The organism is Bacillus subtilis subsp. subtilis str. 168 (assembly GCF_000009045.1).
GTDB classification, from domain to species: Bacteria; Bacillota; Bacilli; order Bacillales; family Bacillaceae; genus Bacillus; species Bacillus subtilis.
In genome coordinates this window covers 2,787,836-2,813,617 of record NC_000964.3, presented here as the reverse complement: position 1 = coordinate 2,813,617, position 25,782 = coordinate 2,787,836, and the positions used below count along the sequence as shown (strand labels likewise).

At 44.3% G+C, this 25,782-nt stretch carries 28 protein-coding genes and 1 other RNA gene; 23 read left to right on the top strand and 6 right to left on the bottom strand.

Annotated features, from left to right (window positions below):
- Positions 1–16 precede the first annotated feature (16 nt).
- Positions 17–1,282 (bottom strand): DNA-dependent ATPase active at replication forks, encoded by a 1,266-nt coding sequence (gene rarA / locus BSU_27530; RefSeq protein NP_390631.1) that lies wholly within the window; start codon positions 1,280–1,282, stop codon positions 17–19.
- Between the two features lie 202 nt (positions 1,283–1,484).
- On the opposite strand from rarA, the gene cymR reads away from it, so the two are divergent.
- The 8 genes from cymR to yrzQ all read left to right on the top strand — a co-directional run bounded on the left by cymR (position 1,485) and on the right by yrzQ (position 8,270).
- Positions 1,485–1,901: a transcriptional regulator of cysteine biosynthesis gene (gene cymR / locus BSU_27520; protein ID NP_390630.2), complete on the top strand. Its 417-nt coding sequence runs from the start codon at positions 1,485–1,487 to the stop codon at positions 1,899–1,901.
- 18 nt (positions 1,902–1,919) lie between these two features.
- Positions 1,920–3,059 carry a cysteine desulfurase involved in U34 tRNA thiolation gene (iscSA, locus tag BSU_27510; RefSeq protein ID NP_390629.2) on the top strand — a complete coding sequence of 380 codons (1,140 nt, stop codon included), beginning with the start codon at positions 1,920–1,922 and terminating at the stop codon, positions 3,057–3,059.
- Between the two features lie 30 nt (positions 3,060–3,089).
- A complete protein-coding gene (mnmA, locus tag BSU_27500; RefSeq protein ID NP_390627.3) occupies positions 3,090–4,205 on the top strand; it encodes a tRNA-specific 2-thiouridylase in 1,116 nt (371 codons plus the stop codon).
- Between the two features lie 85 nt (positions 4,206–4,290).
- Positions 4,291–4,911, top strand: coding sequence for a putative tetratricopeptide repeat family protein (yrrB, locus tag BSU_27490; protein ID NP_390626.1), 621 nt, complete (start codon positions 4,291–4,293; stop codon positions 4,909–4,911).
- Between the two features lie 24 nt (positions 4,912–4,935).
- The gene (gene recDB / locus BSU_27480) at positions 4,936–7,332 is read left to right on the top strand and encodes a 5'-3' helicase associated to SSB; exonuclease V (protein NP_390625.1); all 2,397 of its coding nucleotides are present in this window, start codon (positions 4,936–4,938) and stop codon (positions 7,330–7,332) included.
- A gap of 57 nt (positions 7,333–7,389) precedes the next feature.
- Positions 7,390–7,914 (top strand): hypothetical protein, encoded by a 525-nt coding sequence (yrrD, locus tag BSU_27470; protein NP_390624.1) that lies wholly within the window; start codon positions 7,390–7,392, stop codon positions 7,912–7,914.
- Between the two features lie 11 nt (positions 7,915–7,925).
- Positions 7,926–8,117 (top strand): hypothetical protein, encoded by a 192-nt coding sequence (yrzR, locus tag BSU_27469; protein ID YP_003097767.1) that lies wholly within the window; start codon positions 7,926–7,928, stop codon positions 8,115–8,117.
- A gap of 21 nt (positions 8,118–8,138) precedes the next feature.
- Complete coding sequence (yrzQ, locus tag BSU_27468) at positions 8,139–8,270, top strand: hypothetical protein (RefSeq protein YP_003097766.1); 132 nt, start codon at positions 8,139–8,141, stop codon at positions 8,268–8,270.
- 34 nt (positions 8,271–8,304) lie between these two features.
- On the opposite strand, the gene glnP is transcribed toward yrzQ, so the two are convergent.
- The 4 genes from glnP to glnQ are packed head-to-tail and all read right to left on the bottom strand — an operon-like array spanning position 8,305 to position 11,260.
- Complete coding sequence (gene glnP / locus BSU_27460) at positions 8,305–8,961, bottom strand: glutamine ABC transporter (permease) (RefSeq protein ID NP_390623.1); 657 nt, start codon at positions 8,959–8,961, stop codon at positions 8,305–8,307.
- Positions 8,962–8,977: 16 nt separating this feature from the next.
- Positions 8,978–9,628 carry a glutamine ABC transporter (permease) gene (gene glnM, locus BSU_27450; RefSeq protein ID NP_390622.1) on the bottom strand — a complete coding sequence of 217 codons (651 nt, stop codon included), beginning with the start codon at positions 9,626–9,628 and terminating at the stop codon, positions 8,978–8,980.
- A gap of 60 nt (positions 9,629–9,688) precedes the next feature.
- Positions 9,689–10,510, bottom strand: coding sequence for a glutamine ABC transporter (glutamine-binding lipoprotein) (gene glnH / locus BSU_27440; protein ID NP_390621.1), 822 nt, complete (start codon positions 10,508–10,510; stop codon positions 9,689–9,691).
- A 21-nt stretch (positions 10,511–10,531) separates the two neighbouring features.
- Complete coding sequence (gene glnQ, locus BSU_27430; protein NP_390620.1) at positions 10,532–11,260, bottom strand: glutamine ABC transporter (ATP-binding protein); 729 nt, start codon at positions 11,258–11,260, stop codon at positions 10,532–10,534.
- A gap of 155 nt (positions 11,261–11,415) precedes the next feature.
- On the opposite strand from glnQ, the gene yrrI reads away from it, so the two are divergent.
- From yrrI to yrrS, 14 genes are all read left to right on the top strand, one after another.
- Positions 11,416–12,477 carry a putative membrane protein of unknown function gene (yrrI, locus tag BSU_27420; RefSeq protein ID NP_390619.1) on the top strand — a complete coding sequence of 354 codons (1,062 nt, stop codon included), beginning with the start codon at positions 11,416–11,418 and terminating at the stop codon, positions 12,475–12,477.
- Positions 12,478–12,520: 43 nt separating this feature from the next.
- Positions 12,521–12,728: T-box riboswitch specific of alanine tRNA (tboA, locus tag BSU_misc_RNA_40), an RNA gene on the top strand.
- A 79-nt stretch (positions 12,729–12,807) separates the two neighbouring features.
- The gene (gene alaS, locus BSU_27410) at positions 12,808–15,444 is read left to right on the top strand and encodes an alanyl-tRNA synthetase (protein ID NP_390618.1); all 2,637 of its coding nucleotides are present in this window, start codon (positions 12,808–12,810) and stop codon (positions 15,442–15,444) included.
- A gap of 84 nt (positions 15,445–15,528) precedes the next feature.
- Positions 15,529–15,795 (top strand): hypothetical protein, encoded by a 267-nt coding sequence (gene yrzL, locus BSU_27400; protein ID YP_054589.1) that lies wholly within the window; start codon positions 15,529–15,531, stop codon positions 15,793–15,795.
- 7 nt (positions 15,796–15,802) lie between these two features.
- On the top strand, positions 15,803–16,219 hold the full coding sequence (gene rimF, locus BSU_27390) for a pre-16S ribosomal RNA maturation enzyme (RefSeq protein ID NP_390617.1): 417 nt from the start codon (positions 15,803–15,805) through the stop codon (positions 16,217–16,219).
- A gap of 17 nt (positions 16,220–16,236) precedes the next feature.
- Positions 16,237–16,518, top strand: coding sequence for a putative nucleic acid binding protein (gene yrzB, locus BSU_27380; RefSeq protein NP_390616.1), 282 nt, complete (start codon positions 16,237–16,239; stop codon positions 16,516–16,518).
- 130 nt (positions 16,519–16,648) lie between these two features.
- Positions 16,649–17,731 (top strand): conserved membrane associated protein, encoded by a 1,083-nt coding sequence (gene yrrL / locus BSU_27370; RefSeq protein ID NP_390615.1) that lies wholly within the window; start codon positions 16,649–16,651, stop codon positions 17,729–17,731.
- 151 nt (positions 17,732–17,882) lie between these two features.
- Positions 17,883–18,536, top strand: coding sequence for a putative acyl-CoA O-methyltransferase (yrrM, locus tag BSU_27360; RefSeq protein NP_390614.1), 654 nt, complete (start codon positions 17,883–17,885; stop codon positions 18,534–18,536).
- A gap of 5 nt (positions 18,537–18,541) precedes the next feature.
- Positions 18,542–19,471 carry a putative hydrolase small subunit gene (gene yrrN, locus BSU_27350; RefSeq protein NP_390613.1) on the top strand — a complete coding sequence of 310 codons (930 nt, stop codon included), beginning with the start codon at positions 18,542–18,544 and terminating at the stop codon, positions 19,469–19,471.
- 18 nt (positions 19,472–19,489) lie between these two features.
- Entirely contained in the window at positions 19,490–20,758 is a 1,269-nt protein-coding gene (gene yrrO / locus BSU_27340) for a putative hydrolase large subunit (RefSeq protein ID NP_390612.1), read from the top strand.
- Between the two features lie 6 nt (positions 20,759–20,764).
- The gene (gene udk / locus BSU_27330; protein ID NP_390611.1) at positions 20,765–21,400 is read left to right on the top strand and encodes a uridine kinase; all 636 of its coding nucleotides are present in this window, start codon (positions 20,765–20,767) and stop codon (positions 21,398–21,400) included.
- Positions 21,401–21,650: 250 nt separating this feature from the next.
- On the top strand, positions 21,651–22,124 hold the full coding sequence (gene greA, locus BSU_27320) for a transcription elongation factor resolving backtracking / stalling (protein NP_390610.1): 474 nt from the start codon (positions 21,651–21,653) through the stop codon (positions 22,122–22,124).
- Positions 22,125–22,177: 53 nt separating this feature from the next.
- The gene (pbpI, locus tag BSU_27310; RefSeq protein ID NP_390609.1) at positions 22,178–23,932 is read left to right on the top strand and encodes a penicillin-binding protein PBP4B; all 1,755 of its coding nucleotides are present in this window, start codon (positions 22,178–22,180) and stop codon (positions 23,930–23,932) included.
- 64 nt (positions 23,933–23,996) lie between these two features.
- The gene (yrrS, locus tag BSU_27300) at positions 23,997–24,698 is read left to right on the top strand and encodes a hypothetical protein (protein ID NP_390608.1); all 702 of its coding nucleotides are present in this window, start codon (positions 23,997–23,999) and stop codon (positions 24,696–24,698) included.
- A gap of 36 nt (positions 24,699–24,734) precedes the next feature.
- Here yrrS and yrzA read toward each other — a convergent pair whose 3' ends face one another.
- Positions 24,735–24,938 (bottom strand): hypothetical protein, encoded by a 204-nt coding sequence (gene yrzA, locus BSU_27290; protein ID NP_390607.1) that lies wholly within the window; start codon positions 24,936–24,938, stop codon positions 24,735–24,737.
- Positions 24,939–25,130: 192 nt separating this feature from the next.
- Here yrzA and yrrT point away from each other — a divergent pair, with 192 nt between their 5' ends.
- A complete protein-coding gene (gene yrrT / locus BSU_27280) occupies positions 25,131–25,772 on the top strand; it encodes a putative AdoMet-dependent methyltransferase (protein NP_390606.1) in 642 nt (213 codons plus the stop codon).
- Positions 25,773–25,782 lie beyond the last annotated feature (10 nt).

The following is a 25,782-nucleotide window of genomic DNA, read 5'->3' as shown; positions in this document are numbered from 1 at the left end:
AGGCTGTTTTTTTGTTTTATTTTCTTTTCATTAATTTATCGTACACCTGCTTTAAGGCAGATTCGAACTTTCCAGTCTGTTTCGGCTTATAGTATTGCTTATTTTTCAGAGGATCAGGGAGGTATTGTTGTTCGACCCAACCGTTGTCGTAATTGTGCGGGTATTTATAGTCGATTCCTCTTCCTAATTCCTGAGCTCCTTTATAATGCGCGTCTTTTAAATGCTTCGGGACATCCCCAATTTTTCCGGCTCTGATATCTGCCAGGGCCTCATCGATTGCCAGAATGGCAGAGTTTGATTTCGGTGAGAGGCAAAGCTCAATAACTGCGTTGGCCAGCGGGATTCGCGCTTCAGGAAACCCGACTCGCTCAGCGGTCTGAATAGCGTTCAGCACTCTAGGGCCGGCTTGCGGGCTTGCTAAACCGATATCCTCATAGGCGATAACAAGCAATCGTCTTGCGATGCTCTCCAGATCACCGGCTTCAATTAATCTAGCCAAATAGTGAAGAGCAGCGTTGGCATCAGAGCCGCGGATTGATTTTTGAAAAGCGGACAGTACATCATAATGCGCGTCACCATCTTTATCGTGAGAAAAGCTTTTTTTCTGCAAGCATTCTTCCGCGGTTTCTAATGTAATGTGAATTTCACCGTCTGCTGACTCCTTCGTTGACAACACGGCAAGCTCAAGCGCATTTAAAGCGGAGCGGACATCTCCTCCGCATCCGTGGGCAAAATGCTCCATCGCCTGATCATCAATGGATACAGAATAGGTGCCAAGGCCCCGATGCTCATCATGGAGCGCACGTTCCAGTGCCTGTTTAATCAGTTCAGGTGTTAACGGTTCAAGCTCAAAAATCTGGGTCCGGCTTCTGATCGCCGGATTAATGGCATGATACGGGTTAGCCGTCGTTGCTCCGATCAAAATGATCATTCCGTTTTCTAAATAGGGTAATAGAAAATCCTGTTTTCCTTTATCCAGCCTGTGGACTTCATCCAGAATCAAAATCACTTGGCCGGACATCTTGGCTTCCTGAGCTACGATTTCCATATCTTTTTTATTGTTAATGACAGCATTCAGCTTTCGAAAAGCAATACTTGTTGAACCGGCGATTGCTGTTGCGATTGATGTTTTTCCAATTCCGGGCGGCCCGTACAAAATCATGGATGACAAATGTTTTGCCTGGACCATTCTGCCAATAATTTTATCTTCAGCCACCAGATGCTGCTGGCCGATAATATCCTCTATTTTTGTCGGACGCATCCGATATGCCAATGGCTTCATCTATCATCTCTCCTTACTTAATTACAGGGTAACGGAAAACCGTACATTAGAAAAGGGTAAAGGCCCCTTTCCTTCTGCCTCAATGAAAATTCGCTGAAGGTATGTTATAATAACAGTTGGTCTATAAGATAATAAACGGACGAAACATATAGAAATTACCATTATAAATGTGGAAAATCATGAAATAACAGAGGTGTTCATGTTGAAAATATCAACTAAGGGAAGATACGGGCTCACCATTATGATCGAGCTTGCAAAAAAGCACGGTGAAGGCCCGACTTCATTAAAAAGCATCGCACAGACGAATAATTTGTCCGAGCATTATTTGGAGCAGCTGGTATCGCCGCTCAGAAATGCCGGTTTAGTGAAAAGCATCAGAGGCGCATATGGCGGATATGTATTAGGCAGTGAGCCGGATGCCATTACTGCGGGAGATATTATCCGTGTGCTTGAGGGGCCGATCAGCCCTGTTGAAGTGCTGGAAGATGAGGAGCCTGCCAAGCGTGAGCTCTGGATTCGCATCCGGGATGCTGTAAAAGAGGTTTTAGACAGTACAACATTAGAGGATCTTGCCAGCTATACAGACGGAGAGCAAGAAGCTTATATGTTCTATATTTAGATCAGAGGTGTAAACATAATGGAACGGATTTATTTAGATCATGCCGCAACGTCTCCGATGGATGAGCGCGTGCTGGAACAAATGATACCGCACTTCTCCGGCAGTTTCGGTAATCCCTCCAGTATTCATTCATTTGGCAGAGAATCTCGAAAATGGGTGGATGAAGCAAGAGCGCAGATCGCAGCAGAAATCGGAGCGGCAGAGCAGGAGATCATTTTTACAAGCGGGGGAACGGAAGCTGATAACTTGGCGATCATGGGAACCGCACTTGCAAGAAAAGATCTTGGCAGACATATCATCACAACAAAAATTGAGCATCACGCCGTGCTTCACACATGTGAAAAACTTGAGGGAGACGGATTTGACATAACGTATCTGGACGTTGACCAAAATGGAAGAGTCAGTGCAAAACAGGTGAAAGAAGCACTGCGTGATGATACAATCCTTGTGACAGTGATGTATGGAAATAATGAAGTCGGAACAGTGCAGCCGATCGAAGAAATCGGTGAGCTGTTAAAGGAACACAAAGCTTATTTTCATACCGATGCTGTTCAGGCATTCGGGTTGCTGCCAATTGATGTGAAAAACAGCCATATTGACCTTCTGTCTGTTTCCGGGCACAAGCTCAACGGGCCAAAAGGGACAGGCTTTTTATATGCTAGTAAAGATGTGAAGCTTTCACCCCTTTTATTCGGAGGAGAGCAAGAAAGAAAACGCCGTGCCGGAACGGAAAATGTTCCAGGCATTGTCGGGCTGAAAGAAGCGATCAAGCTGTCAAGTGAAGAACGTGACGAAAAAAACGAGAAGTATCAATCGTTTAAAGCAATCTTTGCCGACACGCTTAGAGATGCAGGTGTGGCATTCGAGGTCAACGGGGACAAAGAGCATAGTCTGCCGCATGTTCTGAATCTTTATTTCCCCGGTGTGTCAGTGGAAGCGCTGCTGGTTAATCTTGATATGGCTGGTGTCGCTGTCTCCAGCGGTTCAGCGTGCACGGCCGGTTCAGTCCTGCCGTCACATGTTCTGACTGCTATGTTCGGCGAAGAGAGTGACCGGCTGACGTCCTCTATTCGAATCAGCTTCGGCCTCGGCAATACGGCTGAGCAAGTGAAAACTGCTGCCAAACATGTGGCCGACGTTGTCAAACGGCTGACATAATAAGGCGGCGTAGTAATTGGAGTGAATGAAATGGAAAAACGGCCGGAGGATACAAGAGTCGTCGTCGGCATGTCCGGCGGAGTAGACTCATCTGTGGCGGCCCTGCTGTTAAAAGAACAGGGCTATGATGTAATCGGAATCTTTATGAAAAACTGGGATGATACGGACGAAAACGGTTTTTGCACGGCGACAGAGGATTATGAAGATGTGATCCGCGTCTGCAACCAAATCGGAATTCCGTATTATGCCGTAAACTTTGAAAAGCAATATTATGAGAAGGTATTTCAATACTTCCTTGATGAATATAAAGCAGGCAGAACACCAAACCCGGATGTATTGTGCAACAAAGAAATTAAATTCAAGGCCTTTTTGGAGCATGCATTGTCACTTGGCGCCGACTATTTAGCGACTGGCCACTATGCAAGAGTAGACAGAAGCGGCGGAAAAGTCAGAATGCTGCGCGGCATTGATGAAAACAAGGATCAAACGTACTTCCTGAATCAGCTGACAGAAGATACGCTGAGCAAAGTCATGTTCCCGATCGGCGAACTTCAAAAAAGCCGTGTGCGTGAAATTGCCAAAGAAGCAGAACTTGCAACAGCGACGAAAAAAGACAGTACAGGCATCTGCTTTATCGGCGAACGCAACTTCAAAACGTTTCTCAGCCAATATCTCCCTGCACAGCCGGGCGATATGATGACGATGGACGGCGAAGTAAAAGGCCGCCACGACGGGTTGATGTACTATACGATCGGACAGCGTCACGGCCTTGGCATCGGCGGAAGCGGCGAGCCGTGGTTTGCGGTAGGCAAAGATCTTGAAAAGAACATCCTCTACGTAGATCAAGGGTTCCATAACCCGCTTTTATATTCCGACAAAATCACAGCAACAAATATCAGCTGGGTACGTTCGGATATCATGAAGGGCGAAGAGATTTCCTGCACGGCTAAATTCCGTTACCGCCAAGAGGATCATAAAGTAACAGTGCGCATGACTGGCGAAGGTGAAGCGGAAGTCATCTTTGATGAACAAGTCCGCGCTGTAACGCCGGGACAAGCCGTTGTCTTCTATGACGGCGAAGAATGCCTTGGCGGCGGGACAATTGATGATGTGTACAAAGACGGAACAAAATTGTGGTACGTATAAAAGATGAAAAACCTCAACACTGAGTTGGGGTTTTTTAATGAAAGGAAGATGATCGGTGGATTATAATCAACTCGGTATAGAGGCGATGCAGGAAGGCGATTACGAGAAAGCGGCAGAGGCATTTACAAAAGCGATTGAAGAAAATAAAGAAGACGCGATTCCGTATATCAATTTTGCCAACCTTCTTTCATCCGTAAACGAGCTGGAACGTGCGCTTGCGTTTTATGATAAAGCGCTTGAATTAGACAGTAGCGCAGCCACTGCTTATTATGGAGCAGGAAATGTCTATGTTGTAAAAGAAATGTACAAAGAAGCGAAAGACATGTTTGAAAAAGCGCTACGTGCGGGGATGGAAAACGGCGACCTGTTTTACATGCTCGGAACGGTACTTGTCAAGCTCGAACAGCCTAAGCTTGCACTGCCATATTTACAAAGAGCAGTCGAACTGAATGAAAACGATACGGAAGCGCGTTTTCAATTCGGGATGTGCTTAGCCAACGAGGGCATGCTGGACGAAGCGCTCAGCCAATTCGCAGCTGTGACAGAGCAAGACCCGGGGCATGCAGATGCATTTTATAATGCCGGTGTCACTTATGCTTATAAAGAAAACCGAGAAAAAGCGCTGGAAATGCTGGACAAGGCAATCGATATCCAGCCAGATCATATGCTTGCGCTTCATGCTAAAAAACTGATTGATCCATCATAACAGGCACAGGAGGAGGGACAGCTCGTGCAGCAGCATCCGGATCAGCTTAAACTGGAGGAAGAGCCCTATTTAAAAGGGACAGTCAACACAGTCATCTATCATAATGACACCAATTTATATACGGTTCTGAAAGTGAAAGTCACAGAGACCTCCGAAGCCATTGAAGATAAAGCCGTATCCGTGACGGGCTACTTCCCTGCGCTTCAAGAAGAAGAGACCTACACGTTTTACGGAAAGATCGTAACCCATCCAAAATTCGGGCTCCAATTTCAGGCGGAGCATTTCAAAAAGGAGATTCCAACGACTAAGGAAGGCATCATTCAATATTTATCGAGTGATTTATTCGAGGGGATCGGCAAAAAAACAGCTGAAGAAATTGTGAAAAAGCTGGGCGACAGCGCCATTAATAAAATATTGGCTGATGCTTCAGTGCTTTATGATGTTCCCAGACTCTCAAAAAAGAAAGCAGACACGCTGGCTGGCGCATTGCAGCGGCATCAGGGACTGGAGCAAATCATGATTTCCTTGAATCAGTTTGGCTTTGGCCCGCAGCTGTCTATGAAAATCTATCAAGCCTATGAATCCGAGACGCTTGAAAAGATTCAGGAAAATCCTTATCAGCTTGTGAAGGATGTAGAAGGCATCGGGTTTGGAAAAGCGGATGAGCTGGGCAGCAGAATGGGTCTTTCGGGTAATCATCCTGAGCGGGTAAAAGCTGCTATTTTGTACACGCTTGAAACGACTTGTCTGTCAGAGGGGCACACGTACATAGAAACGGAACAGCTGATCATCGACACTCAATCACTGTTAAACCAGTCAGCAAGGGAAGGGCAGCGCATTACAGAAATGGATGCCGCTAACGCAATTATTGCCCTTGGAGAAAATAAAGACATTGTCATAGAAGATGGCCGCTGTTATTTTCCTTCGCTGTTTTACGCAGAACAAAACGTTGCAAAGCGTGTGAAACATATCGCTAGCCAAACCGAATATGAGAACCAGTTTCCCGAATCAGAGTTTTTGCTCGCGTTGGGAGAACTGGAAGAACGGATGGACGTTCAGTATGCCCCCAGCCAGAAGGAAGCGATTCAAAAAGCCCTTTCCTCGCCGATGCTTCTTTTAACAGGCGGCCCGGGAACAGGAAAAACGACGGTAATCAGAGGGATTGTCGAGCTCTACGGAGAGCTTCACGGTGTGTCACTAGACCCGTCAGCTTATAAAAAGGATGAAGCTTTTCCGATTGTTTTGGCCGCTCCGACAGGGAGAGCAGCAAAACGGATGAGTGAATCAACGGGACTCCCTGCAGTTACGATACACAGGCTGCTTGGCTGGAACGGCGCTGAAGGCTTTACTCATACAGAGGATCAGCCGATCGAAGGGAAGCTGTTAATTATCGATGAAGCCAGTATGCTTGATATATGGCTGGCGAATCATTTGTTCAAGGCGATCCCTGATCATATACAAATCATCATTGTCGGAGACGAAGACCAGCTGCCTTCCGTCGGTCCGGGACAAGTGCTCAGAGACCTGCTGGCATCCCAGGTGATTCCGACTGTGAGACTGACAGACATCTATCGCCAGGCAGAAGGGTCATCAATCGTCGAGCTTGCCCACCAGATGAAAAATGGATTGCTGCCGAACAATTTGACTGCCCCGACAAAGGACCGTTCCTTTATTCGCTGCGGCGGGTCGCAAATCAAAGAAGTAGTTGAGAAGGTTGTCGCCAATGCATTGAAAAAAGGCTATACAGCAAAGGACATTCAGGTCCTCGCTCCGATGTACAGAGGAAAAGCCGGCATTAATGAATTGAATGTGATGCTGCAGGACATTTTAAATCCTCCTAAAGAAAAACGGAGAGAATTGAAGTTCGGGGATGTTGTCTACAGAACCGGAGATAAAATTTTGCAGCTTGTCAATCAGCCGGAAAACAATGTGTTCAACGGAGATATTGGCGAAATCACGTCGATATTTTATGCAAAGGAAAATACAGAAAAAGAAGACATGGCCGTCGTTTCTTTTGACGGCAATGAAATGACATTTACGAAAAAAGATTTTAATCAATTTACCCATGCGTATTGCTGTTCTATTCATAAATCGCAGGGAAGTGAATTTCCGATTGTGGTTTTGCCTGTTGTGAAAGGCTATTATAGAATGCTCAGAAGAAACCTTCTTTATACCGCGATTACAAGAGCGAAGAAATTTCTCATTTTATGCGGGGAAGAGGAGGCGCTGGAGTGGGGCGTGAAAAATAATGATGCAACTGTCAGACAGACCTCCTTGAAAAACAGGCTGTCCGTACAGGTTGAGGAAATGGATGCCGAGCTTGAAGCTTTGCAAAAAGAGCTCCCGTTCAGCGTACACGACGCCAACATTGGCATGGAAGGCATTACACCATTCGATTTTATGAAAGAAGAACAGCAATAAAATGCTCCCGTGCAAGCGGGAGTTTTTTTTCATTTGCAGTGGAATTGATTTCATCGTATGAGTCTAAGGCGCAAAGCAAAACCTAAGCCTGTTCAACAAAAGGTGGTTGATCACACTTTGAGAACATGCCATGAAGTAGAAGGATTCCCAGTATACTCAGAACGAACTTCTAGTTATCTCGGGACAATTTCCGATATTTGTTTTTCTCTGAAAGGAGATTGTCTTGGGTTTATTCTTGCACAAAAACGCTTTTTGCATCATCATCATGCGCTATTACGGGCGTGTGATATCTCTTCCATTTTTGATGACCGCATATTGGCTTCGGTCAGTTCAGAACAGCTTTTGCCTCTTCCGAAATCATGCTTCACATACGAGCAGATGAAGATGAAGCTTGTGAAATCGCAAGAGGGGGATATATTGGGGATGCTGGAAGATGTATACTTTTGTTTGGACAGGGGCATAATCGTAGCATATGAACTCTCGGACGGTTTCTTTTCTGACCTGGCGGGAAGCAAGCGCCAGATCCAAAGAGCGGATTCGCTTGTCGAGGTGCGGAAAGACGAGATCGTTCTGAACGGATAGAGGTGTGAGGTATGCTTATATGCCCGAATTGCAAAAGTAAGGATATCGGCAAAATCGGCGTGAACCAATATTATTGCTGGGGCTGTTTTATTGAACTGACAGTGGCGAAAGGGAAGATTGCAACTCATCAGGTGGAAGAAGACGGAACGTTAAGCAGCTTGGATGATTTGTTTTCTGAGGATGAACGCAGCATCAATTTTTAATCATGAAAGGAGATGCGCAGGATGAATCGGACGATGACTTCTCTTTTGGCAATGGGAGCCGGAGCTCTCGTGTACCGAATGGCGACTCAATCTGACATGCTGAATAATCGAAGCATGAAGCGGATGAGAAGAAGAATTACGAAAATGTTTTAATGCAAAAAGGATACTCTCCAAAGAGTATCCTTTTCTATGTTTGCCGGACCTCGAGGCGTCTTGCTGCGAGTGAAAGGCTGTAGTTGACTGCGAAATACATAAGGGCCGCAAGTAAAAAGATCGGGAAAAAATAACTGCCGTCAGCGCTTTGGCCGTTAATAATTTGCGCGTTGTGAATCAGTTCAGGCAGGGCGATCACAACAGCGAGCGATGTATCTTTTAATAAAGAAATAAACTGGCTTACGATGGGCGGAACCATGCGGCGAAGCGCTTGCGGCATAACGATAAAGAACAGGGTCTGTGTATAGCTCAGCCCGGAGGAGCGCGCCGCTTCAATTTGTCCTTTGTCAATTGATTTCAGTCCGCTTCGGATAATTTCAGATAGCATAGCGGATTCAAAAATCGTTAGTGCTGTAATTGCAGCAGCTGTAATTTCAAGCTTAATCCCAATTTCCGGAAGGGCAAAAAACGTAAAGAAAATAATTAACAGCAAGGGGAGGTTTCTGATCGTTTCAACGAGAACTGCAATCAATTGAGAAAGAACGGGAACTTTCGCATAACGCAGGGTGCCTGCGATTAAACCGAAGAAAAAGCTCAGAATGATGGAGATGAAAGCAACGTACAAGGTGACGAGAAAGCCATCCCATAAAAACGCTAAATGCTCCTGTGAATAAGCACCGATGAAATCCAATGTAACTCACTCCTTATCAATAGCTTTTTTCCAGCCGTTTTTCCAGATAGTTAACACCGATGCTAAGCGGAATCGTCAGCACTAAGTAAAAAAGCGCCACAAAAATATAAACATCAAATACAACGAGTGTGCTCGACGAAACTAAATCGGCTTGGTACATAAGATCCAATCCGGCCACAACCCCAAGAATCGAAGAGTTTTTGACTAAGTTTAAAAATTGATTGCCTAAAGGCGGAATGACGATTTTGATTGCCTGCGGCAAAATGATATGGAGCATGGCTTGGCTGTAGGTAAAGCCTGACGAGCGTGCCGCTTCCATCTGCCCTTTTGAAACAGACTGGATGCCTGCTCTGATGGCTTCAGCGATAAACGCAGAGGTATAAATGGTGAGAGCAACCGTTCCCGCTTGAAAACCGTCAAGCCTCAGGCCTGCGTTTGGAAGTCCGAAATAGAAAACAAAGGTAATTAAAAGAAGAGGGATGTTGCGGATGAATTCTACATATGCGGTCCCGAGCCATTGCAGCGGCTTAAAGACTGTTATTCTCATAACCGCTACAGCAACGCCGAGGACAAAACTGCCGGCCAGCGCGATAACACTTGCGAGCAAGGTATGGTAAAAACCGTCCATATACATGCTGAAGTTATCGAAAAGAATTGACACATTCATCTGCCTATTCACTCCTTATCAAATTGGGATGAGCATCGCCTGCTCATCCCGGGATGGTTGTTATTCAGCTGGGTCTTCTTTGATCCATTTTTTATAAATTTCATCGTATCTGCCATCCGACTTCATCTTTTTAAGTGAAGCGTTGATTTCTTTCGCGAGAGCAGATTGCCCTTTTTTCACGGCGATCCCGTAAGGCTCATCTGTAAAAGGCTTTCCTGTTAATTGATAATTTTTATTTTCATCAGCCATTCCATATAAAATTGCATTATCTGTGGTGAGGGCATCGCCTTGCCCCGATTTAAGGGCTGTAAAGGCTTCTGCGTAGTTTTCAAATTCTAAAACAGATGCTTCAGGCGCCTTTTCACGAATGTTTTGAGAGGAGGTGGAGCCTTTTACTGCAAGAACTTTTGAGCCTTTGCCAAGATTCTCGACACTCTTGATTTTGCTGCCTTTTTTCACGAGAAGCGATTGCCCGGCCTCGAAATAGACATCAGAAAAGTCAACTTCCTTTTTTCGTTCTTCAGTGATCGTCATTGTGGCGACAATGGCGTCGATATCCCCGTTTTGCAGCATAGGAATCCTTGTTTTTGAGGTGACCTCTTTAAATTGAGCTTTTTTCTCATCACCTAAAATGTCTTTAGCGATTTGTTTAGCAATATCAATATCAAAACCCTCAATCTCACCTGAGCTTGGATTTTTAAGACCGAACAGTCGAGTGTCCGTTTTTACGCCGAAGACAATTTTGTCATTGTCTTTAATGGCGGCTAGCGTATCTTTTTTGCTCTCCTTTGAGGCTTCTCCGTTTGATCCCTTGCTGCCGCAAGCGGCAAGCAAGATGACAGCGAATAAAGAAATCAATGCTAAAGAAAAAATCTTTTTCATACAAGCTCCCCCATTTCTGTTTTAATGATTTAAAATACGGCTTAAGAATAAGCGGGCCCGTTCTTCCTTCGGGTTCGCGTAAAATTCAGCCGGCACTGCTTCTTCTAAAATTTTTCCTTCGTCAATGAAGACAATCCGGTCGGCAACTTCTTTGGCAAACCCCATTTCGTGTGTCACGACAACCATTGTCATGCCTTCTTTGGCGAGTGTTTTCATGACATCTAGCACCTCACCGATCATTTCAGGATCAAGTGCTGATGTCGGCTCGTCAAACAGCATGACCTCCGGCTTCATCGCCAGTCCTCTTGCGATGGCAACACGCTGCTGCTGCCCGCCGGAAAGCTGGGAAGGATAGGCGTCAGCCTTGTCTGGGATGCCGACTTTTTCAAGATAGTACCGCGCCGTTTCCTTTGCTTGTTCAGGTGATTGTCTAAGCACTTTTACCGGAGCCAGCATGATGTTCTGCAGCACTGTTTTATGCGGATATAAATGAAAGTGCTGAAACACCATCCCGATATTTTGCCGCACTTGATTGATATCAGTTTTTCTGTCGTTAATGGCGGTGCCGTTTACTGTAAGCACTCCCTCATTGATCGACTCAAGTCTGTTGATGCATCTGAGCAATGTGCTTTTACCGGAACCGGATGGGCCGATGATAACAACGACTTCACCTTTTTCGATTTGAAGATTAATTTGTTTTAACACGTGAAAATCTCCGTAATGCTTGTTTACATTTTGAAATGTGATCATCGCAATCCTCCTATCAGAAAATTTGACCAAAAAGTAAATGATCAAACTTTTCTGAAAATTAAAAGTGAAAAAATGTCCATGACTTCTGACTGACTAAAGAAACATAAAGAATAATTCCTTGTAAACCTCAAAAGATATAGGTGAGGTGAAAGCAGATGCTCCAAAAACCGGTGCAGCTTTTGTTGTGGGTGGCTATTTGTTTGCTGGTTCTGTTAACAGTCTATGTCTTTTTTATGCTTGATATGTTATGGTCACCCTTTTGGCTCGTCATAAAAACGATCTTTATTCCCTTGATCATTTCTATTTTTATATCTTATTTATTGCTTCCGGTCACAGAATGGCTGCATGGCAAAGGATTGCCTAGGACTTTGAGCATCTTGGTCATTTATGTTCTTTTTTTTGGCGGGATTGGCTGGGCGTTGTATAAAGGGGTGCCTGTTTTAATCGTGCAGCTGACGGATTTGTCAGAAAATATACCCATGTTTGCCGAAACGTATAACGGGCTTCTTCTTCATGTGCATAACCATACGGATGACTGGCCTGATGGTATGCATCACCGTATAGATAAAATGATCCGCCAGACGGAGGCGTTTTTTGCGGGAACGATCGAGGGTGCGATCAGCGGGATCCGCAATGTGCTTGATTACTTCTTAATTGCTGCAACAATCCCTTTTCTCGTGTTTTATATGGTGAAGGACATTGAGTTAATGAAAAAGACAGTATGGTACTTGACTCCGAAGTCGTGGAGAAAGCGGGGCAGCGCCTTTTTGCGGGATGTGGATGATTCGCTTGGCGATTATATCCGCGGCCAGCTTTTGGTCTGCTTGATTCTTGGCGTGATTGCAGGCATTTCGTTCTGGGTATTTGGGCTTCCGTATCCGCTGATACTTGGCCTTATCTCTGGGGTAACGAATGTCATCCCGTATTTTGGCCCTTTCATCGGAGCTGTTCCTGCGTTGTTAATTGCGATGACGATCTCAGTCAAGGCGGTTCTTGTTGTGGTGATTACGGTGTTTATTCTGCAGTTTATGGAAGGAAATATCCTCAGTCCGTTCATTGTCGGCAGAAGCCTTAAAATGCATCCGGTCGTTATCATGCTTGCACTCCTTGCCGGAGGGGAGCTTGCGGGTATCGTCGGGATGATTCTGGCTGTTCCTGCGACGGCTGTTTTAAAAGTAATGATGATCCATTTTTTGCGGATGAGGACGGAGCATTGACATCGGCGTGCCGCTTGTCTATAATTTCTCGTAGAATACATACGAATCTCGAGTGACGGATCTGAGTACGCCGAAGCCCTGTTAAAGAGAGAAGCTCCATAAGCTGAAAGGAGCTTTATCAGAAGATCGGAGGAAGCTAATCCTGAGTGCAGTTAATCACTGCCGCTTATCCTGCGTTACAGGGTTAAAGGTGACGGGCGCATGAATGCCCGTAATCAGGGTGGTACCGCGAGACAGCTCTCGTCCCTGTGTAAACGTTGGTTTGCATAGGGGGAGGGCTTTTTTGCTGTCACTGAAGAGAATTTCGATTTTTATAGAGGAGGAAATACAATGAAACACTTAACTTCTGCGGAAGTGCGTCAAATGTTTTTGGATTTCTTTAAAGAAAAAGGACATGCGGTAGAGCCAAGCGCGTCATTAGTGCCTCATGAGGATCCTTCACTGCTTTGGATCAACAGCGGTGTTGCGACGCTGAAAAAATATTTTGACGGCCGTGTCGTGCCGGAAAATCCAAGAATCGTAAACGCTCAAAAAGCGATCAGAACAAACGATATAGAAAATGTAGGTAAAACTGCGCGCCATCACACTTTCTTTGAAATGCTCGGAAACTTTTCCATCGGCGATTATTTCAAAGAAGAAGCCATTACATGGGCTTGGGAGTTTTTAACGAGCGACAAGTGGATTGGCTTCGACAAAGAGCTTCTCTCTGTTACGGTTCATCCTGAAGATGAAGAGGCATATGAGTTTTGGGCGAAAAAAATCGGTATTCCTGAAGAAAGAATTATCCGTCTGGAAGGGAACTTCTGGGATATCGGTGAAGGGCCGAGCGGACCGAATACGGAAATCTTTTACGACCGCGGTGAAGCATACGGTAATGATCCAGAAGATCCGGAGCTTTACCCAGGCGGGGAAAACGACCGTTACCTGGAAGTATGGAACCTTGTGTTCTCAGAGTTCAACCATAACCCTGACGGCACGTACACACCGCTTCCAAAGAAAAATATTGATACAGGCATGGGTCTTGAAAGAATGGTGTCTGTCATCCAGAATGTTCCGACAAACTTTGACACCGATTTGTTTGTTCCGATCATTAAAGCAACAGAATCGATTTCTGGTGAAACATATGGCAAAGACAATGTGAAAGACACTGCGTTTAAAGTGATTGCTGACCATATCAGAACGGTTGCCTTTGCTGTCAGTGACGGTGCGCTGCCGTCAAATGAAGGCCGCGGCTATGTATTAAGACGCTTATTACGCCGTGCCGTGCGTTATGCCAAAACGATCAACATCCATCGTCCGTTCATGTTTGATTTAGTGCCGGTTGTCGCAGAAATCATGGCTGATTTCTATCCTGAAGTGAAAGAGAAAGCGGATTTCATCGCAAAAGTCATTAAAACCGAGGAAGAACGCTTCCATGAGACCCTTAATGAAGGGCTTGCGATCCTGTCAGAAATGATCAAAAAAGAAAAAGACAAGGGCAGCAGCGTTATCTCAGGTGCTGATGTGTTTAAACTGTATGATACGTATGGATTCCCGGTTGAATTGACTGAAGAATACGCAGAAGACGAGAACATGACGGTTGACCATGAGGGCTTTGAGGAGGAAATGAACCAGCAGCGTGAACGGGCAAGAAACGCCCGCCAGGATGTCGGCAGCATGCAGGTGCAGGGCGGCGCACTGCGCGACGTGACAGTTGAAAGCACATTTGTCGGCTACTCTCAAACCAAAGCTGATGCCAATATCATTGTGCTTCTTCAGGACGGCCAATTAATCGAAGAGGCTCATGAAGGAGAAAGCGTTCAAATCATTCTTGATGAAACACCGTTCTATGCAGAAAGCGGCGGCCAAATCGGCGACAAAGGCTATCTCCGAAGCGAGCAGGCAGTTGTAAGAATTAAAGATGTTCAAAAAGCGCCGAACGGCCAGCATGTGCATGAAGGTGTTGTGGAGAGCGGTACTGTTCAAAAAGGCCTGCATGTTACGGCTGAAGTTGAAGACCATATGAGAAGCGGCGTCATTAAAAACCACACGGCAACGCATTTATTGCATCAGGCTCTAAAAGATGTTCTTGGAACTCATGTCAATCAGGCGGGCTCTCTTGTAACGGAAAACCGCCTTCGTTTTGACTTCTCGCACTTTGGCCAAGTGACAAAAGAAGAGCTCGAACAAATTGAAAGAATCGTAAACGAAAAGATCTGGGCGAGCATCCCGGTCAGCATTGATTTGAAACCGATCGCTGAAGCAAAAGAAATGGGTGCGATGGCACTGTTCGGCGAAAAATATGGCGATATTGTCCGTGTCGTTCAAGTTGGAGATTACAGCTTAGAGCTGTGCGGCGGCTGCCACGTCAGAAATACAGCAGAAATCGGCTTGTTTAAAATCGTTTCTGAATCCGGAATCGGAGCAGGCACAAGACGGATTGAAGCTGTAACGGGACAAGGCGCTTACGTCGAAATGAACAGCCAGATTTCTGTATTGAAGCAGACCGCTGACGAGCTGAAAACAAATATCAAAGAAGTGCCGAAACGGGTCGCGGCTCTGCAGGCTGAACTGAAGGATGCACAAAGAGAAAATGAATCTCTTCTTGCAAAACTAGGCAACGTGGAAGCAGGAGCAATCCTGTCGAAAGTAAAAGAAGTTGACGGCGTAAACGTGCTTGCGGCAAAAGTAAATGCAAAAGACATGAATCATCTCCGCACTATGGTCGATGAACTCAAAGCAAAGCTTGGCTCTGCGGTGATCGTGCTTGGTGCGGTACAAAACGATAAAGTTAATATCTCTGCCGGAGTCACAAAGGACCTCATTGAGAAAGGACTTCACGCCGGCAAGCTGGTTAAACAAGCTGCGGAAGTTTGCGGCGGAGGCGGCGGAGGCCGTCCGGACATGGCGCAGGCAGGCGGTAAACAGCCGGAAAAATTAGAAGAAGCTTTGGCTTCTGTAGAAGATTGGGTGAAATCCGTTTTATAATTCGCCCATGTAGTGTAGAATGATGGTAAGATTAGGACCCCAGGCTGAACTTTGCCTGCGAATTTGGGAAAGAGGTGCAAAACGGTGAGCTCGTTTGATAAAACGATGAAATTTAATTTCTCCGATGATTCTGCTGAGACTAACGTAAATGAGGTGCTGATTACAGTGTATGACGCGCTTCAGGAAAAGGGCTACAATCCAATCAACCAGATTGTCGGATACTTGCTGTCAGGTGATCCCGCTTATATTCCTAGGCATCGTGACGCTCGCAATTTAATTCGCAAACTTGAAAGAGACGAATTAATCGAGGAATTGGTAAAGTCTTATTTAGAACAGCATAAAGAGGCGTAAATAAAGAATGAGAATATTAGGACTCGATTTAGGAACCAAAACACTCGGTGTAGCTCTGAGCGATGAAATGGGCTGGACTGCTCAAGGCATTGAGACCATAAAGATAAATGAAGCAGAAGGCGATTATGGTTTATCCCGTTTATCTGAACTGATAAAGGACTATACTATAGATAAAATCGTGCTCGGCTTTCCTAAGAACATGAACGGAACAGTCGGCCCGAGAGGCGAAGCCAGCCAAACATTTGCGAAAGTGCTTGAAACAACGTACAATGTTCCTGTTGTGCTGTGGGACGAGCGTCTTACCACAATGGCGGCTGAAAAAATGCTGATTGCAGCTGACGTCAGCAGGCAAAAACGAAAAAAAGTCATTGATAAAATGGCGGCTGTTATGATTTTACAAGGATATCTTGACAGCTTAAATTAAAGCCAGAGGTGAAGAAAATGGAACACGGCGAAAAAAATATTACAATTGTTGACGATCAAGGAAATGAACAGCTTTGTGAAGTGCTGTTTACATTTGAAAATGAAGAGTTTGGCAAATCTTATGTCTTGTACTATCCAATCGAATCAAAAGATGACGAAGAAGTAGAAATTCTTGCTTCCAGCTTCACGCCAAACGAAGACGGTGAAAACGGTGAGCTATTCCCGATTGAAACTGACGAAGAATGGGATATGATCGAAGAAACACTAAACACATTCTTAGCGGACGAAGACGAAGAGTAAAACATCGCGCCAAACCAAAGCCGGAGCTATACTGCTCCGGCTTTTTTCTGCTTTATGCAGGCCTCTTTTTGTAATAAATTGCCGAAATACAATGAATCATGTAGTATAAGAGCTGATGGGAGGAGACCTAATGTATATCAATCAGCAAAAAAAATCGTTTTTTAATAAAAAAAGAATCATACTGTCTTCCATTGTTGTGCTGTTTCTCATCATTGGCGGGGCATTTTTATATGGGAAATCATTGCTTGAACCTGTTGAAAAAGACAGTAAAACGACAGTTAATATTAACATTCCGAGCGGTTCGTCTGTTTCAGCCATCGCATCGATATTAAAGAAAAATGATGTCATAAAAAGCGAGAAGGCGTTTCAGTACTATGTGAAATATAAAGGTGCTTCCGGGTTTCAGGCCGGATTCTACCATCTGAATAAAGGTATGGATTTAGATGCCATTATTCAGAAGCTGACAAGCGGGGCTACAGGTTACGCTTTTCAAATCACAGTGACTGAGGGAGCACAGCTGACCCAAATCGCGGCTGCTATTGCTGATGAAACAAAATACTCTAAAAAACAAGTCATAGCGAAGCTGGACGATGAAACATTTATCAATCAGCTGAAGAAAGAATTCCCGGACACTGTGACAAATGATGTTTTCAATAAAAACATTAAGCACCCGCTTGAAGGGTACCTATTCCCGGCTACATACCCTTTTAACGATCCGGACACATCACTTGAAGACATTATCAAGGCAATGATTAAGCAGACAAATTCTTATGTGGAAACATATAAATCAGAAATGAAGAAAAACAAAGTTTCTGTGCATAAGCTGCTGACAATGGCTTCTTTGATAGAAGAAGAAGCGACTGAAAAAGCCGACCGCCATAAAATTGCGAGCGTCTTTTATAACCGCCTGAAAAAGAAAATGCCGCTCCAAACAGATCCGACCGTCCTGTACGCGGCAGGCAAGCATAAAGATCGGGTTCTTTATAAGGATCTGGAAATCGATTCACCATACAATACGTATAAAAACACAGGGCTGACGCCAGGGCCGATTGCCAATGCCGGCATGTCATCATGGGAAGCAGCGCTGCATCCGGATAAAACGGACTATCTGTATTTCTTGGCCAAATCAAATGGTGAGGTCGTATTTACAAAAACGCTAAAAGAGCATAATAAAGCAAAAGAAAAATACATTTCCTCAAAAAATGAGAAATAAAAGGAGAGCAAAAAGCTCTCCTTTTGTTCGCTTTCCGCAAGGTTTTATGATAAAATATATCGGGTTGTTTACCGATGTATCATGATGTATTCAGAGAGTGTCCTGCGCATAAGACTGGGGCACTCCTTTTTAGAACGGGAGGCTGTTTGTAGTGACTGACCGGTATGAACAAATAAATGACTATATAGAAGCATTATTAAAGCCTCGGCCGGATAACGTGAAGAGACTTGAAGCATATGCAGAAGAACATCATGTCCCGATTATGGAAAAAGCGGGCATGGAGGTGCTGCTTCAAATTTTGTCTGTGAAACAGCCGAAAAAAATACTAGAAATCGGAACGGCCATTGGTTATTCAGCCATTCGAATGGCTCTGGAACTGCCGTCTGCTGAAATATATACAATTGAACGCAATGAGAAACGGCATGAAGAAGCGGTAAACAATATCAAGGAATTTCAGCTTGATGACCGGATTCATGTTTTTTACGGAGATGCGCTTGAATTAGCCGACGCCGTTCATGTAACCGCGCCTTACGATGTCATTTTTATTGACGCTGCAAAAGGTCAGTATCAAAACTTTTTTCATTTATATGAACCGATGCTTTCACCGGACGGGGTGATTATAACAGACAACGTGCTGTTTAAAGGTCTGGTGGCAGAGGATTACAGCAAAATAGAACCGAAGAGAAGGCGCAGGCTTGTAGCCAAAATTGATGAATATAATCATTGGCTGATGAATCATCCGGATTATCAAACTGCGATTATTCCTGTCGGGGACGGACTTGCGATTAGTAAAAAGAAGAGGTGAACGTCATGAAAAAACCAGAGCTCTTAGTGACGCCGACGAGTACAGCGGACATTTTGCCGCTCATACAGGCTGGGGCAACTGCGTTTTTAGTTGGGGAACAGAGATACGGCTTGAGATTAGCCGGAGAATTTTCTCGTGAAGATGTAACAAAAGCCGTAGAGATTGCTCACAAAGAAGGGGCAAAAGTATACGTTGCTGTAAATGCAATTTTCCATAATGATAAAGTGGGTGAGCTTGGCGAATATCTGGCTTTCTTAGCAGAAGCCGGTGTCGATGCAGCGGTATTCGGCGATCCTGCCGTGCTGATGGCTGCCCGTGAATCTGCGCCTGATCTGAAGCTTCATTGGAGCACAGAAACGACAGGCACCAACTATTATACATGCAACTACTGGGGACGCAAGGGTGCGGCGCGTTCTGTGCTTGCCAGAGAATTAAACATGGACAGCATTGTTGAGATTAAAGAAAATGCTGAAGTCGAAATTGAAATCCAGGTGCATGGAATGACGTGCATGTTCCAATCGAAGCGTTCTTTGATTGGAAACTATTTTGAATATCAGGGCAAAGTCATGGACATTGAAAGAAAGAAAAAAGAATCAGGCATGTTTTTACACGATAAAGAACGCGATAATAAATATCCGATTTTCGAAGATGAAAACGGCACTCACATCATGAGCCCGAACGATGTGTGCATCATTGATGAGCTCGAGGAATTGATAGATGCCGGAATTGATTCTTTCAAAATCGATGGTGTTTTGAAAATGCCTGAATACCTAATAGAAGTCACCAAAATGTACAGAGAAGCAATTGATTTGTGCGTGGAAAACCGTGACGAATACGAAGCGAAAAAAGAAGACTGGATCGAACGCATTGAAAGCATCCAGCCAGTAAACAGAAAAATTGATACCGGATTCTTCTTCAAGGAAACGGTTTATTAATCAAAAGGAGGTTAAGCTATGACTGCCGTAAATGATAAAATATCCACAATCGTTAATGGAAAGCGTGTGATTACGAAAAAGCCGGAGCTTCTCGCACCTGCGGGTAATCTTGAAAAGCTGAAAATCGCTGTTCATTACGGAGCGGACGCGGTCTTTATCGGGGGACAGGAATACGGGCTTCGCTCGAATGCCGATAACTTTACGATCGAAGAAATTGCAGAAGGCGTTGAATTCGCAAAGAAATATGGCGCGAAGATCTACGTAACAACGAATATTTTCGCTCATAATGAAAACATGGACGGGCTTGAAGACTATTTAAAAGCGCTTGGAGACGCCAACGTTGCCGGTATTATTGTGGCAGATCCGCTTATTATTGAAACATGCCGCAGAGTGGCGCCGAATGTTGAGGTTCACTTGAGCACACAGCAGTCTCTTTCAAACTGGAAGGCTGTCCAGTTCTGGAAGGAAGAAGGTCTCGACCGCGTCGTGCTGGCACGTGAAACTAGCGCTCTTGAAATCAGAGAAATGAAAGAAAAGGTAGATATCGAAATCGAATCCTTCATTCATGGCGCAATGTGTATTGCATATTCCGGCCGCTGCGTGCTGAGCAATCACATGACAGCGCGGGATTCCAACCGCGGAGGCTGCTGCCAGTCATGCCGCTGGGATTATGATCTCTACCAAACAGACGGTGCCAACGCCGTTGCTTTGTATGGTGAAGAAGATGCACCATTTGCGATGAGCCCGAAAGATTTGAAGCTGATTGAATCCATTCCAAAAATGATTGAAATGGGGATCGACAGCTTAAAGATTGAAGGCCGCATGAAATCCATTCACTATGTAGCAACTGTTGTCAGCGTATACCGCAAAGTAATCGATGCTTATTGCGCTGATCCAGAAAACTTTGTGATTCAAAAAGAATGGCTTGAAGAGCTTGATAAGTGCGCCAACAGGGACACTGCGACAGCTTTCTTTGAAGGAACGCCAGGCTATGAAGAGCAAATGTTCGGCGAACACGCCAAGAAAACGACATATGATTTTGTCGGCTTAGTGCTGAATTATGATGAAGATACACAAATGGTCACGCTTCAGCAGCGCAATTTCTTCAAAAAAGGCGACGAAGTGGAATTTTTCGGTCCAGAAATCGAAAACTTTACACATACGATTGAAACCATTTGGGACGAAGACGGAAATGAGCTAGATGCTGCCCGCCATCCCCTGCAAATTGTCAAATTCAAACTAGACAAAAAGATTTATCCGAGCAACATGATGAGAAAGGGGAAGTAACAGCCCATGGGTAAGAATCCAGTAGTCATTGGAATCGCAGGAGGTTCCGGTTCAGGAAAAACGAGTGTCACACGGTCCATTTATGAACAGTTTAAAGGACACTCAATTTTAATGATCCAGCAGGACCTTTATTATAAAGACCAAAGCCATCTTCCGTTTGAAGAAAGGCTGAACACAAACTATGATCATCCGCTTGCGTTTGATAATGACTATTTAATCGAGCATATTCAAGATCTATTGAATTACCGCCCGATTGAAAAGCCGATTTATGACTATAAGCTTCACACACGTTCAGAAGAAACGGTTCACGTAGAGCCAAAGGATGTTATTATCCTTGAAGGCATTCTTGTTCTTGAAGACAAAAGGCTTCGTGATCTGATGGATATCAAGCTTTATGTTGATACGGACGCTGACTTGCGTATCATCAGACGGATTATGAGAGATATTAATGAGCGCGGACGCTCTATTGATTCTGTCATTGAACAATATGTGTCAGTGGTCCGTCCGATGCATAACCAATTCGTCGAGCCGACGAAACGATACGCTGATATTATTATCCCGGAAGGCGGTCAGAATCACGTCGCAATTGATCTGATGGTCACAAAAATTCAAACCATTCTTGAACAAAACGCGATTTTGTAATACCATAGCATAGACATAAATAACTCTGACCATATTATGTATAGGCAGGAAGGGAATGTGCGAATTCCCTTCTTTCCCTGTTTATAAACGCGAAATATTTGCAGAACGACACGATTCAGTTTAAGATAAACAGTACCTATATGGGAGAGAAGAACGAGGACTGCCCTGTGTTCTCATTCTTGTATTTTTTAGTTTATGCTCTCATACATAATCGAAGATGTTGAGGGACAACCAGAAGGAGTGAAGGGACATGGCACAAGAGAAAGTTTTTCCTATGACTGCAGAAGGAAAACAAAAACTTGAACAAGAATTAGAATATTTGAAAACGGTTAAACGAAAAGAAGTAGTAGAGCGAATCAAAATTGCGAGAAGCTTCGGAGACCTTTCCGAGAACTCTGAATACGATTCAGCGAAAGAAGAGCAGGCATTTGTAGAGGGCCGCGTGACGACTCTTGAAAATATGATTCGCAATGCGAAAATCATTGAAGATGACGGCGGCTCTAACGTTGTCGGTTTGGGTAAAACCGTCACTTTCGTCGAACTGCCTGACGGTGATGAAGAATCATATACGATCGTCGGAAGCGCGGAAGCTGACCCGTTTGAAGGGAAAATCTCAAACGATTCACCGATCGCAAAAAGCCTCTTGGGCAAAAAAGTAGATGAAGAAGTCACAGTACAAACACCGGGCGGAGAAATGCTCGTGAAAATTGTGAAAATTTCATAATATCTGTTTAGCAGCGAAACACCTCGTCCACAATGTGGGTGAGGTGTTTTTTTATGAAGATATCGAAACGAATGAAGCTGGCAGTCATCGCTTTTTTGATTGTATTTTTTCTGCTTCTGCTGAGACTTGCAGAAATCCAGCTGTTTTTCACAGAATCATTTTCTAAAAAGAAAATTAATTTGATTCAAGAAAGTGTGAAACAGCGGACGGAGGAAGTGCTCATTTCAGATGGAAGAGGCTCTTTTTTAGATCGAAACGGGCGGGCGCTGACAGGACAAAGCGAGCCTGCGGTTGTTTTGTTCCCTTTTCTGCTGACGCAGGATTGGCCGATCAAAAAAGTTGCGGACATCCTCGGCATGTCTGAAGATGATTTGCGCCAGACACTAGGTCAGGCAAAAAAACCGGTCATTTTGCAGCAAAAGAAAATCAAAACACTTTCAAAACAATCTATCACAAAAATCAATTCTTTGAAATATCCCGGCATTTACGGCGTATATATGGAGAATGAAGACAAGCCCAGCCTTGCTTCACATACGATAGGGAGCACGAACCAAGATCCGGCGCTGCTTCGCAAGAAATATCCTGACAAGGAGAGCCTTCCGATTACAACAGAAATCGGAACAACCGGTTTAGAACGGACATTTGACGAGTTTTTGCTTCCGGAACAAGACACAAAGCTTTTATATCATGTGGACGGAAAAGGAAACCCTTTGTTTGGCATGGACGTCAAATATACAGCTGAAGCCAATACATTTTATCCGCTCCAGATCAAAACAACGATCGATCAAAGCATTCAAAAAGCGATGGAGGAGGTATTGGATGAACAGGGGCTGAAAAAGGGAGGAGCTGTGCTGCTGGACATCGAAAATAGCAGTGTTCTGGGAATTGTAAGCAAACCAGATGCAGACGTGTCCCGGCAAAACACACTTCAAAATTATATGCTGACGCCAATCTATCCCGGATCAGTTTTTAAAACAGTCATTGCCGCAGCTGCAATCGAAAATAATATGGTGAAGCCTAGTCAAACCTTTAATTGCAATTTAAACCTGTACGGGGAACCGGGGGACGACAAAGGCACCTTGTCTTTTGATGAAAGTTTTGCCCAAAGCTGTAATTACACATTTACGAGTCTTGCAGAACAATTAATGAAAAAAGACAGCTCGGTTATTGAAGATATGTCCGAGAAGCTGGCTCTCACTGATCGGGCAGGCTGGGAGGGAAAACTGTACCACGAAACCGATTTCCGCCAGCTGTATAACGAAAAAAGCGGCGTGATTTGGGGGGATGAAAAAGACAAATCAGTCAAAAAAGCCATTGCGCAAACAGCAATCGGGCAGAAAAATGTAAAGGTAACGCCGCTGGAGGTAGCCAATATGATGGCGACAATCGCCCGCGGCGGAGAAAAACGGCAGGTGAAAATTGCCGAACAAATTGAGTATAAGAACGGCACAACGCTCGTTACGTTTAAAGATCAGAAGCTCAAAGGGGAAACGATAGACAAATATACGTCACAGCAGCTTCAAAAAATACTGCGGCGGGTAGTAGAATCTCCTTCCGGAACGGGCAGAAGGTTTCAAGATCTTCCGTATACTGTAGCAGGGAAGTCGGGCACAGCCCAGACAGGCAAGCTTTCAAAAGAGAAGGAAACGCTCTACGAAAAATGGTTTGCCGGATATTTTCCCGCGGATAAGCCGAAATACGCTCTAGTTGTTTTACACATGGATACACCGGGAGATAAGGCTCTGACAAATTCGGTGTTTTATGATATTGTTAAAAAAGTACACGAAATTGAAATCAATCAGAAATAGAACAACTTCTCAGCACATGTTAAAATATATGCTGAGCCAAGAGGGATAAAGGAGTGCAGAATTATTGAGCAATAATCAATCTCGTTATGAAAATCGTGATAAACGCAGAAAAGCCAATTTAGTGCTTAACATTTTAATCGCAATCGTATCCATACTAATTGTCGTAGTAGCAGCGAATCTCTTCATTAACAGTCCTTCTAGCAAAGATGTCAGCAAGGATTCTGAAACGGCGCAAAAACAGGAATCTCCGGCTTCAGGAAAGACGGAAAAGAAATCGGATGAGGATATAAAAGACAGCAAGAAAGATACATCTGACAGCGAAAAGGATTCTGAGAAGTCTTCTGACTCTGATTCCAAAAAAGATGATTCTTCTTCTAAAAAAGATGACTCTGATTCAGATTCAAGCTCAGATTCAGCCGGTGACGGGCTTAAAGATGCAAAAGTAACAGAAGGCGGCTCATCGAGCGATGTGGAAAAAACGTATGAAAATCCTGACTGGAAAGCAGTCGGAACTGAGCAGACTGGCGAGCATGCCGCTACTTATGATTCAAGCTCACAAGACTGGGCTGAGATGCTGAAAGCCATTTCGTACGCAACTGGTGTCTCAACAGATAACATGACGGTGCTCTGGCTTGGAAATAACGGCAGCCCTCAGGATGCCAAAGGCAAGATTTTGGACAAGGCGACTGGGAATAAATATCAAGTCACGATTACATGGGTCGATGAAAAAGGCTGGAAGCCGACAAAAGTAGAAAAGCTAAAATAAACAAAAGCAGCCGGGTTAAAACCGGCTGCTTTTGTTTTAGGCTTCAGCTGAGAAATGAACCACCGCGCTGTACAATATTCTTCCTTCTGCCACAAGAGTTTGGTGTGAAACAGATTTCACCCGGAGCATGATGGCTTTATTGTTTTCAATTTGTGTATTGATTTTCTTTTCAAGCTCCTGCAATGAAGCCGCTTCAAAAAATTCCACTTTGTCTTTAATCAGATCTAATTGAAAATTCATGTCTTGACCCTCCAGCTTTCACAAGTCATATGAAGTATAAGCTTTTTTGCGGTCAATGCGCAATATGAGATGGCATAAAATACACAAAGTGTTTTAGTACCTGCTTTTCAGAATATGTGGTATTATAGGAACTGTTCCATCATTAATCCATAGTATACTTATAGGAATTATTAAATATGGAGTGTGACAAATATGGGCCGTGAATTTATCCCTCTCTTTGAAGATTGGGCAGCAACTTATGATCAAACAGTACAAGGTTTAGATATTCAGTATAAAGAAGCGTTCAGAGGCTACGATCATATCCTTGATGCCATCGTCAGAAAATCTGGAACGCATGTGTTAGAATTTGGCCCGGGGACCGGGAATTTGACAGCTAAGCTGCTCGATGCAGGCAAAACTGTATTTGGAATCGAACCTTCTCCAGCAATGCGTAAACTGGCTTCTGACAAGCTCTCAGGCAGGACGGAAATCGTTGATGGAGACTTCCTGACATTCCCTGAGCCGCCATTTCAGGCTGATACGATTGTCAGTTCATATGCTTTTCATCATTTGACTGACGAAGAAAAGCGGGCTGCCATAAAGCAATATGGCAAATACCTTCACTTGCATGATAAAATAGTGTTTGCCGATACCGTCTTTGAAAATGCGCAAGCGTATCAACAGGCTATCGATAAAGCCCGTTCTCAAGGCTTTTATCAGCTTGCAAATGATTTAGAGACAGAGCATTATCCTACATTGGATGCGTTGAAAGAAATGTTTACAGCTGAAGGTTTTGCAGTCCGATTCACTCAGCAAAACGACTTCGTGTGGATAATGGAGGCGATCAAACGGTAAAGTGAAGGGA